This is a genomic window from Parageobacillus sp. VR-IP (genome assembly GCF_013357975.1).
GTDB classification, from domain to species: domain Bacteria; phylum Bacillota; class Bacilli; order Bacillales; family Anoxybacillaceae; genus Saccharococcus; species Saccharococcus caldoxylosilyticus.
The window spans coordinates 948,817-965,005 of sequence record NZ_JABVYQ010000001.1; the positions used below are offsets into that span (position 1 = coordinate 948,817).

15 protein-coding genes are annotated in these 16,189 nt (G+C 44.1%); 14 read left to right on the forward strand and 1 reads right to left on the reverse strand.

The genetic code is table 11. The annotated features are described in order from the left end of the window. Positions 1 to 6 precede the first annotated feature (6 nt). From HT574_RS04845 to HT574_RS04895, 11 genes are all read left to right on the forward strand, one after another. The gene (locus HT574_RS04845) at positions 7 to 438 is read left to right on the forward strand and encodes an acyl-CoA thioesterase (protein ID WP_175243654.1); all 432 of its coding nucleotides are present in this window, start codon (positions 7 to 9) and stop codon (positions 436 to 438) included. Then, positions 435 to 1,373 (forward strand): fumarylacetoacetate hydrolase family protein, encoded by a 939-nt coding sequence (locus tag HT574_RS04850; RefSeq protein WP_375154087.1) that lies wholly within the window; start codon positions 435 to 437, stop codon positions 1,371 to 1,373. Before HT574_RS04845 ends, HT574_RS04850 begins: the two co-directional genes overlap by 4 nt. Next, the gene (locus HT574_RS04855) at positions 1,373 to 1,870 is read left to right on the forward strand and encodes a DinB family protein (protein WP_017437548.1); all 498 of its coding nucleotides are present in this window, start codon (positions 1,373 to 1,375) and stop codon (positions 1,868 to 1,870) included. Before HT574_RS04850 ends, HT574_RS04855 begins: the two co-directional genes overlap by 1 nt. Positions 1,871 to 1,884: 14 nt before the next feature. Continuing rightward, the gene (locus HT574_RS04860) at positions 1,885 to 3,009 is read left to right on the forward strand and encodes a cupin domain-containing protein (protein WP_017437547.1); all 1,125 of its coding nucleotides are present in this window, start codon (positions 1,885 to 1,887) and stop codon (positions 3,007 to 3,009) included. A gap of 113 nt (positions 3,010 to 3,122) precedes the next feature. After that, positions 3,123 to 4,850 (forward strand): thiamine pyrophosphate-requiring protein, encoded by a 1,728-nt coding sequence (locus HT574_RS04865; RefSeq protein WP_017437546.1) that lies wholly within the window; start codon positions 3,123 to 3,125, stop codon positions 4,848 to 4,850. 123 nt (positions 4,851 to 4,973) lie between these two features. Continuing rightward, positions 4,974 to 6,356, forward strand: coding sequence for an MFS transporter (locus HT574_RS04870; RefSeq protein ID WP_175243656.1), 1,383 nt, complete (start codon positions 4,974 to 4,976; stop codon positions 6,354 to 6,356). An 860-nt stretch (positions 6,357 to 7,216) separates the two neighbouring features. Beyond that, the gene (locus HT574_RS04875) at positions 7,217 to 7,807 is read left to right on the forward strand and encodes a hypothetical protein (RefSeq protein WP_175243657.1); all 591 of its coding nucleotides are present in this window, start codon (positions 7,217 to 7,219) and stop codon (positions 7,805 to 7,807) included. Positions 7,808 to 7,825: 18 nt separating this feature from the next. Then, a complete protein-coding gene (locus HT574_RS04880; protein ID WP_175243658.1) occupies positions 7,826 to 9,286 on the forward strand; it encodes an aldehyde dehydrogenase family protein in 1,461 nt (486 codons plus the stop codon). 124 nt (positions 9,287 to 9,410) lie between these two features. Next, positions 9,411 to 10,382 carry an iron-hydroxamate ABC transporter substrate-binding protein gene (locus tag HT574_RS04885; protein ID WP_175243659.1) on the forward strand — a complete coding sequence of 324 codons (972 nt, stop codon included), beginning with the start codon at positions 9,411 to 9,413 and terminating at the stop codon, positions 10,380 to 10,382. A 27-nt stretch (positions 10,383 to 10,409) separates the two neighbouring features. Next, positions 10,410 to 11,447 carry a FecCD family ABC transporter permease gene (locus HT574_RS04890; protein ID WP_175243660.1) on the forward strand — a complete coding sequence of 346 codons (1,038 nt, stop codon included), beginning with the start codon at positions 10,410 to 10,412 and terminating at the stop codon, positions 11,445 to 11,447. Continuing rightward, the gene (locus HT574_RS04895) at positions 11,444 to 12,439 is read left to right on the forward strand and encodes a FecCD family ABC transporter permease (RefSeq protein ID WP_175243661.1); all 996 of its coding nucleotides are present in this window, start codon (positions 11,444 to 11,446) and stop codon (positions 12,437 to 12,439) included. Before HT574_RS04890 ends, HT574_RS04895 begins: the two co-directional genes overlap by 4 nt. A gap of 162 nt (positions 12,440 to 12,601) precedes the next feature. Here the strand turns inward: HT574_RS04895 and HT574_RS04900 are convergent, their stop codons facing one another. Then, a complete protein-coding gene (locus HT574_RS04900; RefSeq protein WP_175243662.1) occupies positions 12,602 to 13,210 on the reverse strand; it encodes a transglutaminase-like domain-containing protein in 609 nt (202 codons plus the stop codon). A 336-nt stretch (positions 13,211 to 13,546) separates the two neighbouring features. Here HT574_RS04900 and HT574_RS04905 point away from each other — a divergent pair, with 336 nt between their 5' ends. The 3 genes from HT574_RS04905 to HT574_RS04915 are packed head-to-tail and all read left to right on the forward strand — an operon-like array spanning position 13,547 to position 16,078. Then, positions 13,547 to 14,524 (forward strand): ABC transporter ATP-binding protein, encoded by a 978-nt coding sequence (locus tag HT574_RS04905; protein ID WP_081161872.1) that lies wholly within the window; start codon positions 13,547 to 13,549, stop codon positions 14,522 to 14,524. Continuing rightward, the gene (locus HT574_RS04910; protein ID WP_175243663.1) at positions 14,514 to 15,287 is read left to right on the forward strand and encodes an ABC transporter permease; all 774 of its coding nucleotides are present in this window, start codon (positions 14,514 to 14,516) and stop codon (positions 15,285 to 15,287) included. The genes HT574_RS04905 and HT574_RS04910 overlap by 11 nt, the downstream gene beginning before the upstream one ends. A 2-nt stretch (positions 15,288 to 15,289) precedes the next feature. Continuing rightward, complete coding sequence (locus HT574_RS04915; RefSeq protein ID WP_175243664.1) at positions 15,290 to 16,078, forward strand: ABC transporter permease; 789 nt, start codon at positions 15,290 to 15,292, stop codon at positions 16,076 to 16,078. The last annotated feature ends 111 nt before the right edge of the window (positions 16,079 to 16,189 follow it).

The following is a 16,189-nucleotide window of genomic DNA, read 5'->3' on the forward strand; positions in this document are numbered from 1 at the left end:
AAATAGATGGAGTACAGCTTCCAAGTCCATTGGGGAGATACAGACGCTGCCGGCATTGTCTTTTACCCGAACTTTTATAAGTGGATGGATGCAGCTTCCCATCACTTTTTTGCCACCATTGGGCATTCGACGTGGAGGTTGTTTCAAGAGGAGAAAATTGGAATGCCAATTGTTGAAGCAAAATGCCAGTTTCATTCCCCGCTCTTTTTTGAGGATCAAGTATGTGTGAAGTCGACCATTGCCGAACTGCGGGAAAAGTCGTTTCGCATTCAGCACCAGTTTTTCCGCGGGGAACAGCTGGTCGCGGAAGGATATGAGGTGCGGGTTTGGACAAAGTTTGGCGGCGACAGGCCGAAAGCGGCTCCGATTCCTGCTGAACTTCGCGAGAAAATGCAACGGGAGGCCGTGACGATCACACGTGAGGAGGGATCATGGTGAAAATCATTAACTACCGGTTAGGAGACGCGATACGTGCCGGGTGCATCGTGGAAGACCAAGTCATCGATCTTCATCAAGCGTATCTTGCACGGTTAAAAGCAAAAGGATATCTGCGGGCAGAACAGCTGGCCGCTGCGCTTGTCCCAACCAATACAATCGAGCTGCTTGAAGGCGGGGAAAAAAGTTTGGAAGAGGCGCAAAAAGCGGTCGAATTCGCTTTAGAAAATGGGCTGACGATGGATCGCACCAAAGTGAAAATCGAAGCACCGGTATTGAAGCCAAATAAAATCATTTGCGTCGGCCATAACTATCGGGAACATATTTTGGAAATGAAACGGGAATTGCCGGAGTATCCAGTAATTTTCGCTAAATTTAACAATACCATTATCGGTCCGGAAGATGACATTCCGCTTCCGCCGATTACCGAACAGCTTGACTATGAAGCAGAATTTGCATTTGTGATTGGGAAACGGGCGCGCAATGTATCGCAGACCGATGCGTTGGATTATGTGGCGGGGTATACGATTGTTAATGACATAACGGCAAGGGATTTGCAGCGCCGAACGCTGCAATGGCTGCAAGGCAAGACGCTGGATGGCAGCGCGCCGATGGGACCGTGGCTGGTGACGAAAGATGAAATTCCTGATCCTCATTCGTTAGAGATTGTGTTGACGGTGAATGGGGAAGAACGGCAGCGTTCCAATACGAAAAATCTTGTATTTAATGTTCATTACTTAGTAGAATTTTTATCTCATATTATGACGCTTGAGCCTGGCGATGTAGTATGTACGGGAACTCCTGGTGGAGTTGGGGTGGCTCGAAACCCACAAGTATTTTTGCAAGATGGGGATGTGGTGCGGATTGAAGTAGAGAAGATAGGGGTTCTTGAAAATCGTATCAAAGCAGTATCGAACGCCGTGGAGGTGGGACGGTAATGTCAAAAATTCAACAGTACCAGGAAGAAATGAATCAATCGATTGATGAAATTATTGAGAAAGCAAAAACATTGTCAGAAGAAGTGATTCGCTGGAAACCATCCGCCGAGGAATGGTCTATTATGGAGATACTTTGTCACGTAGAAGAAATCATTGGCTATTGGACAAGAGAGCTTGTTCGTGTTATTCGAGCGGGTGGTACAGAATGGGGAAGAGGTTTGCAAGATGAAGCAAGATTAGCAGCGGTCCGTCAGGCGGATCAACGCGCTGTTTCCGATGTCATCAAAGGAATCGAACAAGCAAGACAGTTTGCCAATGAACAATTTGCTTCATTAAGTGACGCGGATTTAGCATTAGAAGCGCCGCACCGCAATCCAAAATTTGGGATAAAACCGATGACTTTTTTAGTCGAGCATTTTATCACGGAACATTTAGCAAATCACAATAAACAGATCGAAAGAAACTTAAAAAAATATGAGTCGCAGCAAAAAGCATGAGGAGGGGCGAAAAAATGGCAGAAGCCAATCCGTTTTTCCAAAGTAAGGAAGTAAAAGAGTTTACGAAAAAAATCGAACAGTATCATTTAGGGCCGCTATGGGAAGCGATTCCTGATTTAATGCATAAGGAGCCGACCCCAGAAGCGGTTCCATACCTTTGGAAGGGCGAAATCATCCAAAAGCTATTGCTTGAAGCGACAGAAATTTTTACTCCAGAGCGCGGAGGAGAAAGAAGAGCCATTTACCTGCAAAATCCAGGATTAAAACATCGCCAGCCATGGGGATGGGCGTCGACAACCAATACGTTGTACGCAGCTGTACAGCTTATTTTGCCGGGGGAAACGGCACCTTCGCATCGGCATACCCAAAGCGCCATGCGCTTTATTACCAACGGTAAAGGGGCTTATTCGATCGTACAAGGAGAACGGTTATTTATGGAAGAAGGAGACTTCTTAATTACGCCAGGAGGGTTATGGCATGGTCACAGCCATCCAGGAGACGGGCCAATGTTTTGGATGGATTGTCTAGATATTCCGTTTATTTATGCGACAGGCGGTACTTTCTTTGAGCCTTATCCAGATGGCATTGAACCTCCGTCATTGCCGGATGATTACTCGGCGCGAAAATATCGGGGCGGAATGGTTCGACCGATTAGTGATCGTAAAGCAAAAGTAGCGCCATTAGGGTTATACAAATGGAAACAAACGGAAGCGGCGCTGGCGGGGCTAAGCGATTTTGAACCGGATCCTTATGACGGCATTGCCGTCGAATATATCAACCCATCAACCGGACATACCGCAAATCCAAATATCGCTGCCTGGATGCAGAAGCTACCGGCAGGCTATCACTCCAAAGCGCATCGCCATACGTATTCGGCTATTTACCACGTATTTAAAGGAGAAGGATATACTGTTATTAACGGTGTCCGTTTTGATTGGACAAAAGGAGATTATTTTGTTATTCCAAATTGGGCTTGGCATGAGCATGTGAACACGTCTAAAGAGGAAGCTCTATTATTCTGTGCGAACGATTTGCCGATTATGGAGAAGCTTGGTTTGCAGCGGGAAGAGGAATATCCAAACAACAATGGATATCAACAGGTGGTTAGTGAGTTTAAACCGGAGGTAGGTGTTGTGTAAAAATAACATTTCCTCTGTTATCCTGCTAAAAGGATGACAGAGGAAGGACTTTTTTTAGAGAACAGAGTGGATTAGATGATTAAATGCAATATAAAAATGAGGAGGTACCGAGGTTGTTCGATAAATATACAACTAGTACAGCCTTCCTAGAAGCATTGCAAGAGGCAGGTGTTTCCTATATTTTTTGTAACTTAGGTAGTGATCATCCTGCAATTATTGAGAGTTTAGCGGAAGCAAGTCAAAAAGGAATAAAGCTTCCTAAAGTGATTACCTGTCCACATGAAATGGTAGCATTAAGTGCGGCGCATGGATTTGCACAAGTTACTGGAAAACCTCAGGCGGTAATTGTACATGTCGAATGTGGAACGCAAAATCTTGGAGGTGCCATTCATAATGCAGCAAAGGGAAGGGTACCCGTGCTTATTTTTGCTGGCGCTTCCCCTTTTACTCAGGAAGGGGAAATGATTGGAAGCAGAAATGAGTTTATTCATTGGATACAAGATGTTTTTGATCAACGAGGGATTGTTAGAGGGTATGTAAAATACAACAATGAGATTCGTTCCGGAAAAAATGTAAAGCAGCTCGTTCATCGGGCAGTACAAATAGCTCAAAGTGATCCAAAAGGTCCTGTTTACCTTGTAGGTCCTCGTGAGGTAATGGAGGAAGATACTGAAAGAATAATAATCAATCCAGCATTATGGGAGCCTATCCGACCATCTGCTCTTCCAGAAGAAGGGGTGCAAGAAATTGTAGCCAATTTAGTAAATGCAAAGAATCCTCTAATTATAACATCTTATTTGGGACGCAATCCCGAAGCCGTGAATGAGCTTATTAGGTTAAGTGAGCGTTTGTCTATTCCAGTAATTGAATCGGTTCCTAATTACATGAACTTTCCGAGTAATCATCCTATGCATTGCGGTTATTTATGGAACTCACAAGAACAAAACGATTTACTTAGTAGGGCGGATGTAATACTTATTTTAGACAGTGATGTTCCATGGATTCCTCTAAAAAACAAGCCATCTGAACATTGCAAAATCTATTACATTGATGTAGACCCTCTTAAAGAGCAAATGCCATTATGGTATATTCCTTCCCAGCGTTTTTTCAGAGCAGATTCCTACACAGCATTGCAACAATTAAATCGGTTATTAGAACAAACTTCCATCAATCAAGAAGCAGCACGTAAAAGATATAAAATTATTGAAAAGGTCCACTACGAACAAAGAAAAAATTGGAAAGACCAAGAACAATACAGAGAGGATGTTATTACGCCTGAATATTTAACTGCTTGCGTGAGAGAAATTGTGGATGACAATACAATTATCGTTAATGAAGGAATTTCAAACTATGAAGTAATATATCGACATATTCAGGCTTTTAGACCTGGATCGATCATTGGAAGTGGAGCTGGTTCATTAGGGTGGAATGGAGGAGCTAGTATTGGTGTAAAGTTAGCTATGCCTGATAAAAAAGTTATTAATCTCACAGGAGATGGAAGTTATTTATTTAGCATTCCTTCTACTGTTCATTGGATGGCAAGAAGATATCAAACGCCATTTTTAACAGTGATATACAATAATAGAGGTTGGAAATCTCCTAAATTATCAACTTTAGGAGTGCATCCAAAAGGAATAGCTAGCAAGATTAACGAATTTTGGGTAAGCTTTGAACCATCTGCTGATTTAGCAAAAATTGCTGAAGCAGCCGGAGGGGCGTATGCCCAAACAGTAACAAAACCCAGTGAGCTAAAGAAAGCGTTACAAAATGGATTGCAAGCTCTAGAAGAAGGTCGCTCAGCTGTATTGGATGTATACCTTCCTTCTGTTAAAGAAGAGTAATGAATAAAGGGGATTACGAAAAAAGGATAATTTAGTTTGGAACAGAGTCTATTTATTTTGTGCCAATAACTATCATCCAAAATAATTCTTTTTCAGAAGGAGAGCTAAAGACATTAACAAATTATGGAGGGCGATGAAGTGCGTCAGATTAATGCATCGGAAGTAGTTGCGGCTAGTAGATTTAATCGGTTCCACTTAATGGTTTATTTATGGTGCTTTTTTGGAATCGCTTTTGATGGTTATGATATTGCTATGTATGGGGTCAGCTTGCCTTGGCTCATGAAAGAGTGGGATTTAACTTTAGTTCAGGCCGGAGCAATAGGAAGTTATTCATTGGTAGGGATGGTAGTAGGAGCATTAGTGTTTGCCCCTTTAGCAGATAAGATTGGAAGAAAAAGAGTATTTGCTATTTGCATGGTTGTGTTTAGCGTATTTACATTTCTAGGTGGGGTAGTTGATAACTCTATAGCCTTTACTGTCATGCGTTTTCTTGCGGCTTTAGGAATTGGAGGACTTCCTCCTAACGTTATTTCTCTAATGACAGAATATTCCCCGAAAAGGAATAGAGCTATCATCGTTGCCACAATGTATTGTGGATACTCTATAGGAGGAATTTTGGTTTCGTTACTAGGAATGTACGTTGCTCCTGAGTTGGGATGGAGGGTTTTATATTGGATTGGCGGTATTCCGATATTGGTACTCCCTTTCTTTATGAAGCAATTTCCTGAATCCCTTTCCTTCTATATTTTGAAAAGTCGAATAAAAAAATTATGTGAAATCTTAAATCGTATAGATCCTTTTAGAAATTACGCAGAAGATGATGATTATCAATTTGAAGAAGTGCAAAATGAGGCGAAAGGATTTCCGGTAAAGAAATTATTTGCACAGCAACGAGCAGTTAGCACTTTTGCTTTTTGGATAGCTGTGTTTAGCTGTCTGTTAATGGTGTATGGATTGAACACATGGCTTCCTAAAATTATGCAACAATCTGGGTACGGACTCGCTTCTAGTTTGTTATTTAACATTGTTTTATGTACAGGACAAGTTGGTGGTTCATTGGTTGGAGGATTTCTAGCAGAGAGGTTTGGTCATAAAAAAGTATTAGTTTTTATGTATATATTAGGAGCGTTATGTTTCATTATATTAGGTATAACTTCAAATATATTTATGTTATATACACTTGTAGCAATAGGAGGAGCCTGTACGGTTGGTACACAGAATCTAGCAAATCCTTATATTTCTGAGTATTATCCGAAGGAAGCAAGAGCGACTGGGATTGGCTGGGCATTAGGAGTTGGTAGAATTGGAGCGATTTTAGCTCCTACATTAATTGGGGTAATCTTGGCAACGGGACTTGCCCCACAAAAGACTTTTATTGTTTTTGCTGTCCCAAGTATAATAGGGGCTCTAGCTCTGCTATGTGTACAGGAGAAATTTGGAAGTTTTGATAAGGTAAATCAACCTGATCATTTAGAAGTGACTACATCCTCACACTTTCGAATGTAAATAAACACAATGGGAGTAGCTAGACAAGGATGTTTTTAGTCCCCAAATTTGGTTTCTATAACTGATCTAGTTTGTCATTTTCGTTATTCTTAGTTGGTGGCTGTAACAGGAGATATGAAGTAAAACGAAACAGAGATAACACAATACATTCAGTGCGGTTTTTACGATTCGCAGGCCAAAATAGGAATGTTCACTTGATATTCTAATAGGCTCTATCTATGGTTACTCTTAAAAATTAAGAATTAGTAAAATTTTGGGTTGTTCTGTATAGAAGAACCATAGACTTTTATCCATCAAATCCATGACATAACATCATATTTAGAATGCCGTTTATATTATTTATTAGAGTGAGGTGAAAAAATTATTAGGGGATTGCGGTGATATCCAAAGAAAAATCATCAAAAAATTTCGGTTGTACAATAACTGCGAAAAGAATATTTAAGAAAAATCAGCAATGATTTGATAAATCCAGCTTGATTTTTCAACACGCTATAGTGAATTGTGCAGATCAGGAAAATTGCTTCTAAAGATTCGGTAGTACCGGTTATATGGTTAATCATTAAGATAGTTAAATTGATTTTTCCCTGTGGATTGACTATGACTCTTCTTATCTTGTTCTGCAAATTGTGCTGTTCTCTAGTAATTATATTAATTATATACATTTGGTTTTCTAATAAGTAGAGACAACTGTGTTTATACTGATATTTCAAGTCCCTTTTATAACTTTTTGCTGGTAATAAACGCTAGAAAGGCAACCGTCTCTAGGAATTGATGTAATGGGTTTTAAAAATTTTAGAAAATAAAATATAAACCTTATTTGAAAGCGCTATCTACCAATATAGATTGGGAGGAGAAAGGAAATGGCTGCATTCCTGAATACAAATACGATAACGAAAGATGTGCTTAATCCGAACGATGAACGGGTGAATCGGCTTCTTCAACGTTTATCAAAGGTAAATTGGCTTTCATCGTTTGCAGAAAAGAGTGATGAGCAAGTAGAACAAGCAATGAAAGAATTTGCTCATTACTTCGGTCTAGAACATTGCGAAATAAAGTGGATAGCGGAAGACGAGCTTCCTTCGTTTTTAGAAGAAATGAAGCTGGAAGACAACGATGTATGGCTGAAGCTACAGCAGGTGCCAGAGAAAATAAAGCACCAAGCGGAACAAGCGGGCAGGTTGGATGCGTTGCTCACTCTCGCGGATGAGGTGCCAGCACTGATTTTTCATCATTGTTTTGACAAATTATTTGCCTTGTTAGGACGATATGGATCTTCTGTGGTGACAACAGCGGTTTGCTATATGATGTATATCGGCGGAATGGCATGCGCGTGGGAACTAGTATCTGATATCCAAGGGTGTGAAACGAATCCGTTTCTTTCCTTGATTGCTGTGCTAGAACAGGGACATTGGCCGCTAGGGGTAACGGGGAATCAATTTTTTGTTATATAAAAAGGAGGATAGTGGGGGATGGAACGTTATGAGCAATGGAATAAAAGTTTTATCAACGGTGAGTGGGCGGAAGGAGAAAGTGGTCGAACATACGATATTTTAAACCCGTATGATAATTCGGTCATTACCTCTGTTCGTTTGGCAACGGTACAACAGCTTCATGAAGCGTTTGAGGTGGCAAATGAGGCACAAAAGACGTGGGCGCATTCGTCCGTGGAGGAAAGAAAAGAAGTATTGCGTAAAGCAGCAGAGTATTTACAAGCCAATCGTAAAGCCATTATCGATGTTATTGTCCGTGAAACCGGAGGAACGCTTCTCAAAGCAAATGTGGAATTCCAGCTTGCGATCGAAATTTTACAGGAAGCTTTGCGTTATGCCGATGAAATTCAAACAGTGAGAGAAGTACCTTCTAACATCGAAGGAAAAGTCAACTATATTTATCGCCTGCCATTAGGGGTCATCGCCTCTATTTCTCCGTTTAATTTTCCGTTGAACTTATCGATGAGAACGATTGCACCAGCCATTGCTTTAGGGAATAGCGTTGTGCATAAACCGGATATTCAAGTTGGATTAACCGGTGGAGTCATTATTGCAAGAGCGTTTGAGCATGCCGGTCTTCCAAAAGGGGTATTGAACGTTATCTTAACAGATATTGAAGAAATCGGCGATGAAATGTTAACCAATCCACACGCCCGTTTAATTAGCTTTACTGGCTCTACCGCTGTGGGCAAACATATTGGAGAAATTGCTGGAAGACAGCTTAAGCGAGTAGCTTTGGAACTAGGGGGAAATAGCCCATTCGTCGTATTAGCGGATGCTGATGTGGATCATGCAGTGGATGCTGCAATTTTCGGGAAATTTATCCATCAAGGTCAGATTTGTATGATTATTAATCGTATCATCGTACATGAAAGCAAGTATAATGAGTTTGTGGAAAAATTCGTAGAAAGAACAAAATCACTTCCATATGGCGATCCGAGAGATCCGCGTACGGTTATTGGTCCATTGATTAATGAAAAGCAGATGGAAAAAGCATTACGAATGATTGAAGAGGCAAAACGTGAAGGAATAACGATGGCTTTAGAAGGAAAGCGAATCGGAAACATTTTAACTCCGTATGTTTTTATTGATGTCGATCCGTCAAGCAAGCTGGCACAAACTGAATTGTTTGCTCCGATTGCTACAATCATTAAAGCAAAAACGGATGAAGAAGCTATCGCTATCGCCAATAACACAGAATATGGGTTAAGTTCGGCAATTTTTACGAGTGATTTAACTAAAGGAAGAGAATTAGCATTACAGATTGACAGCGGTATGACCCACATCAATGACCAAACAGTGAACGATGCTCCGAACATTCCGTTTGGAGGCAATAAAGCAAGTGGGTTAGGAAGATTTGGAAATCCATGGGTGGTAGAAGAATTTACTGTTACAAAATGGGTATCTGTGCAAACACAGAAGAGAACATATCCATTTTAATTAGATGGGGAAGCTAGTTCCTATAAGGGTTAGCTTCCCCATTTTTTATTGACAAATTTAATGAAAATGATTATCATTTCTATTGGTTGTGGTTTTCATTATCGTTTAGAGGGGGATCAAGAAGATGTGGACGAAAAAAAGAAATATAGCATGGATGATAATGGTGGTTCTTATTCTTGTATTCACAGCCGCCTGCGGAAATGAGAAAAATAATACGGACTCGGAAAAGCAGGCAAAAACAGAAGAGAAAGCAATGAAGACATTTACGATGGCGAACGGCAAAAAAGTCGAAATTCCCGCTCATCCAAAGCGGGTGGTGATGCCGTATGAATTTTTAGGAAACGCGCTGGCGCTTGGCGTCAAACCAGTCGGCGTCACGCAAGCGGTCATGGAAAACCCGTACATAAAAGAACGAGCGAAAGGTATTGAAAACGTCGGAAACCCGATTTCCCTAGAAAAAGTCGTTGAATTAAATCCGGATTTAATTATTGTATATTTGGAAGACCAATACAAACAGCTATCGAAAATCGCTCCGACTGTTTTAATTCCTTTTGGCCATTATAAAGGCATTCAAGAAGAAATGCGGGTATTTGGCGAGCTTTTCGGCAAGCAAAAGGAAGCGGAGCAATGGATTCAACAATTTGAAAAGAAAGCGGCAGCCGCCCGTGAAAAAATTAAAGGCGTCATCGGCGAAAATGAAACTGTTGGCATTTATAAACTGCAAGGAAAAGATTTTTATGCCATCGGCGACAATTTTGGCCACGCCGGTCAAATTATTTATAACGCTTTGCAACTGACACCGCCGGAGAAAATTAAACGAGAAGTGATTCAAGGCCCGCAATGGAAATTGATTTCGCTAGAAGCGTTGCCTGACTATGCCGCTGATCATATGTTTTGGACGGTATATAAAATGGACGGAACTGAACAGGCGGAAAAAGAGCTGAAAAACAGCGCGATTTGGAAAAACTTAAATGCGGTTAAAAACCATCATGTTTATGAAATGAAGATCGAAGACATTTGGTTTTCGGATGCCATTTCGCTTGAACATCAGCTCGATCTTGTCGTCGATACGCTTCTTTCCGCTAAACAAAAATAGGATGTGCTGCTAGCAAGGAGAGAGAAAATGGAAACAGGAATACGGGAAAAAAATCGAAAATCGTCGTCGCGCCCGTGGGCGGCGGTGCTGGTGCTAGTCGTTGGACTGGGCGCCATTCTTTTTAGCATCGCCGCAGCGATATCGGTCGGCGCGGCGGATATCGGTTTGGCGACCGTGTGGGATGCGCTTTTTCATTACGATGCGCGGCAAACCGCCCATGCCGTGATCCGCGATTTGCGCCTGCCCCGTTCCCTTGCCGATGTGCTTGTCGGTGCGGGTTTTGCCGTTGCGGGCGCGATCATGCAAGGAATGACGCGAAATCCGCTTGCCGATGCCGGGCTGCTTGGGCTCAATGCGGGTTCGACATTAGCGGTGGCGGTCTGTTTTGCGTTTTTTTCCGGTCTTTCGTATCAAGCGCTTATCCTTTGGTCGTTTTGCGGCGCCGCGGTTGCCGCGGCGTTCGTGTATGGGGTCAGCGCGCTTTCTAAAGGCGGCGTGACGCCGACTCGCCTCGTGCTGGCGGGAGCCGCGGTCAGCGCCTTGTTTACCTCGCTTAGCGAAGGAATCGCGATCCATTTTCAGCTAAGCCAGGAATTGGCGTTTTGGTTTGCCGGCGGTGTGGCAGGAGTGAAATGGAGTCAACTGAAACTGCTAGCGCCATGGCTTGTTTCCGCTTTAGTTTTCGCCTTATTATTGGGGCGGTCGATAACGCTTCTCAGTTTTGGAGAGGAAGTAGCGGTCGGATTAGGGCAAAAAACGAAAATGGTAAAGTTAACGGGAGCGATTGTGGTGCTGGTGCTTGCCGGCGGAGCGGTGTCGGCGGTCGGCCCGATCGGCTTTGTCGGCCTTATTGTTCCGCATTTGGCACGTTTTGTTGTTGGTGTCGATTATCGCTATGTCATTCCGTGTTCCGCGGTGCTTGGCGGGTTATTGATGATTTGGGCGGACATTGGCGCGCGGATGATTAACCCGCCGTATGAAACGCCGATCGGTGTGCTGTTTGCGTTAATCGGCGTGCCGTTTTTCCTGTATGTCTCCCGCAAACGGAAGGGGGAATTTGCATGAGCCGCCGTCGTATGGTGATTCTGCTTCTTTTCCTTTGTCTGCTTGCGATCGTTGCCATCAGCCTTCATACAGGGGTAAGCCGCATGAATCCGATGGAAGTGGTAAAAACGCTCGTTGGCATGGGAACGGCAAAGCAGGAGCTTATTTTATTTGAGTTTCGTCTGCCGCGCATGTTGATTGCGATATTCGCAGGCGCCGGGCTGGCGCTGTCCGGATGCATCATTCAAACGATATCGCGCAACCCGCTTGCCGACCCAGGCCTGTTAGGAATTTCCACCGGCGCGGGAGTGATGGTGGTGCTGTATCTTTCCTTGTTCCCGACCGGTGCGGACGCGCCTGCGCTCTTTCTCCCGTTTCTTGCGTTTATCGGCGGCGCGCTGGCGGCCGCTCTCGTGTTTGCGTTGTCGTACGAGCGGCAGCAAGGACTGCTTCCCGGGCGCATCGTTTTGACAGGTGTGGCGGTCGCCGCGGGGTTAAGCGCGCTCATGACGGTGCTGTCGCTGCGGTTGAGCAGAGAGCTGTATCAATTTGCGGCGGTTTGGCTGACGGGAAGCATTTGGGGAGCGACGTGGGACTATGTGTGGGCGCTGTTGCCGTGGGTGATGGGGCTGTTTCTTTTCGTATCTTACAAAGCCCGTGTGCTGGACGCGCTATCGTTTGGCGAAACGATCGCCACCGGACTTGGGGTGGCGGTGGCAAAAGAGCAGTTGCAGTTGCTGGCGGCCGCCGTTGCCCTAGCTGCTTCTTCTGTATCGGTAAGCGGCGGGATCGGGTTTGTCGGACTCATCGCCCCTCATCTGGCGCGGCGGCTTGTTGGCGCGCATCATGCGTATGTCGTGCCGGCGTCGGCATTACTTGGGGCGTGTCTGTTATTAGGGGCAGATACGGTTGGTCGCGCGGTGCTGCAGCCATCGGAAATTCACGCCGGTATTGTCGTCGCTATTGTCGGCGCTCCGTACTTTTTATACGTACTGGCGCGTTCCGCCCGCTGAAGGCAGGTTTTTATTATATCGAGATCTAAAATCTAAAAATCCTTAAAAAATAAAGGTAAGCACCATTAGTCATGTATAATATGTTTGCTTACCTTTTTTTATTTCTCACGAACTAATGCGACTATTAATTAAAAAAAGTATATATATGAAAGAGGTGAATCTTTATAAATTGTCAGGCAAATAATATTTATACATTTCTAACGTATCTGTATGTTCCTTTAAAACGGAAATCGTTTTTGGGTTCGGTTTAGTATAAATGATTGGAAAATCTTTTTCGTCAAACTTTTCTTGGACTGGAAATGTTAATATCTCTTGATCTATAGAAAATTCCGCCTGTACTCCTGGTTTGTTTCCACGAGCATCTAAACGAATCCAACGATTTAATGATTTAAGAAAAACGCCATTCAGCGCATGAAGGGAATAACCCTTGTCAGGTGTATCGAATAGCATGAGCCGTTGATAACAAAAACCTGTCGGGATTCCTTGAGACCTTAATAAAGCTGCTAATAGGTTCGCTTTGGCATAACAAATTCCTTCTTTATAGAAAAGAACTTCAGAAGCTTTACATGTAACTCTTGTGCTTTGTATATCCCACGAGTGCGAAATCTCATCTCTTACAAATTCAAACGCTATTTTAGCCTTTTCGATTTCTGACTGCCCTTCATGAAACAATTCATTTATTTTTTTCTGGATGAAAGGATGGGAAAAATCGATCACATCTAATTCTTCCAGATAGTCCATGAAATTAGCGGACTCAGGAATCAGTTCCATTTTAGTTCCCCCATATCGAATATATTTTACATAATTATAAAAATATTAAAATAAATATGCAATCATAATTGACTTAGATTACTTCAGCTATACTGACTGTTAATTGAAAGTTCATATTGGCTTGTATAAGTTTTTAATGGCTTCATCGATCTTTTGATAGGGGAAAGCCTTTCTGGAATTTAAAGGATTCGCTGCGCTTCCCGCTGTGGGCTATGTCCTCCTCTTTAAAGTACAGTTAATTTCGGAAGTCTGCTTTTTGTTTGCATGCTGCTCGCCAATCATATAAAAATAATGTACGGACAAAACTTTCTTGGCATTAGCTGGAGGAAGAAAACGATGATTCACGTGAAGCATTTGCATAAATCATTTCGCGTGCACGCCCGCCAGGCGGGCTGGCTGGAGGCCGTGCGCAGCTTGTGGAGGCGCGAATATCGGGTGGTGGAAGCAGTCAAAGATATTTCGTTTACGATTGAAAAAGGGGAAATTGTCGGGTTTTTAGGCCCGAACGGCGCCGGCAAAACGACGACGATGAAGATGCTCGCCGGGCTTCTGCACCCGACGTCAGGAGAAATTACAGTCGGCGGCTTTGTTCCGTTTGAACAAAAGGCCGAATTTAAAAAAATGATGAGTTTGGTGATGGGGCAAAAAAGCCAGCTCATTTGGGATATCCCGCCGATGGAAACATTTTTAGTCAACAAAGCAATCTATGAGATCGATGACCGGACGTTTCGCGAAACGTTGGACGAATTGGTCGAATTGCTCGAGTTAGCGCCGCTGCTAGACAAACCGACGCGCAGTTTGTCGCTTGGGCAGCGGATGCGCTGCGAACTGGCGGCGGCGCTATTGCATCGCCCGCAAGTATTGTTTTTAGACGAACCGACGATCGGGCTTGATGTCCATACTCAGGAAAAAGTGCGCCGTTTTATCGTTGATTACAATCGAGAGCATGAAACGACGATTTTGCTGACGTCGCATTATATGGGCGATGTGACGGCGCTGTGCGACCGCGTCATGATTATTAATTATGGAAAGCTGATTTATGATGGGGAGTTGACGGTGCTGACGGAGAAACTCGCCCCGTACAAGCGGCTTGAAGTTCGCTTTGCCAAGGTGCCTGATGTGCGCTGGGAAGATTACGGAGAGGTTGTGGAAATCGAAGACGGCAATGTGGCATTGCGGGTGGCGCGGGAGAAAGTGGCAGAAGTGTCGGCGCATTTTTTGCAGCATTTCCACGTCCATGACATTAACATTCAAGACCCGCCGATGGAAGAAGTGATTACACGCGCGTTTCAGGAGGGGTTGCATGATTCGTAAATACATCGCCCTTCTGCGCATGAAATATATTGAAATGTTAGCCTATCGCCTTGCAACGCTCGTCTGGATGACGGGAGCGATTGTTCAGCCGCTCATTACGATGGTCGTATGGATGAATATTGATCCGTCCCAAAGCGATGCTTTCCTTTTTTACTTTATGGCGGTCATTTTTGTCGAGCGGATGACGAGCGCTTGGGACGTTTGGGAGCTCGATCGCGAAATTCGCGAAGGGACGTTTTCCAACTATATTATTCGCCCACTCCATCCGATTCACTGGGCGATTGCGGAAAATGTGGTGTATAAAGTATTGTTTGTAGCTATCTTGGCGCCGATATGGGCGATAGCGGCGCTGTTTGTGCCCGCGCTTCGCTTTGATGTGACAGGCGGACAGGCACTTCTGTTTTTGGCGGCGGTGCTGCTTGGCGCTGCGCTTCGCTTTTTGCTCAGTTACATTTGCGGGCTGCTCGGCTTTTGGATTACCAAAGTCACGGCGGTCTATGGCGTGCTAGAAGCAATTTCCTTATTTTTATCGGGGCGGATTGCGCCGCTGTCCATGCTTCCGCCGATGCTGCAGCAATGGAGCGTCTTCTTGCCGTTTCGCTATATGATCGGGTTTCCGATTGACATCGTTACCGGAGCGGCCAACGGCAACGATATGCTGCAAGGTTTTGCCATCGCGTCGATTTGGGTCGCGGTGTTCATTATCGCCCTGCGGTGGATATGGATAGCGGGATTAAAGAAAAATCAGGCGGTAGGTGGTTAAGCGTGCGAAGATATGTGCGGATTTTCCGCGAGTTTTTCCGCGCCTGTTTTGTGGAAGAATTGGAATATCGCAGCGAGTTTCTCGGCAATCTCGTTTCCAGCTTTTTTGGCATTGGAATTGCGATTTTGACGGTCAACATCTTTTTCTATCAGACCGATCAATTGGGAGGATGGGCGTATGCCGATGTGCTTGTATTGCTTGGCGTCTTTAATACGCTTAGAGGGATGATTGATTTTACGCTACGCCCAAATATGCCGCGCCTGCTCGAACATGTCCGCCGCGGCACGCTCGATTATATTTTGACGAAACCGGTCGACAGCATGTTTTACGTTAGCTTCCGCCATTTGGTGTTTTGGCGCCTGATTGACGTTTTGCTTGGCCTTGGCGTCATTGGCTACGGCTTGATGGTCAAGCGTTATATTCCGTCGTTATTCGATGTGCTGATTTTTCTCATCACCATCACGGCGTCATTCGTGTTAATTTATTCGTTATGGATGATGTTGATGACGACATCGTTTTGGGTCATCCGCATTGACGACTTGTCCTTTATTTTTGATTCGTTTTTTGAAACAGCGCGGTTTCCGGTCGGCATGTACCGCGGCTGGGTGCGCGTCGTGCTGACATATGTACTGCCCGCCGCGGTGATCACGAACATGCCGGCGTTGTCCCTGTTAGGAAAGTGGAATATGGCGACCGCGCTCATCGCTGTTTTGCTGGCTTTGGTCTTTTTATGGCTGGCGCGCCGCTTTTGGCGCTTTGCGCTTCGCTTTTATACGAGCGCGAGCAGTTAAGGAGGAAAAGCCCTCTGCTCAGATTGCCAGCAAGCTAAAAAGGGTTACAGACATTCGTCTGTAACCCTTTTTGTCTACAGTCTGAAATTCGTCTTTAAAGGTGAATTTACC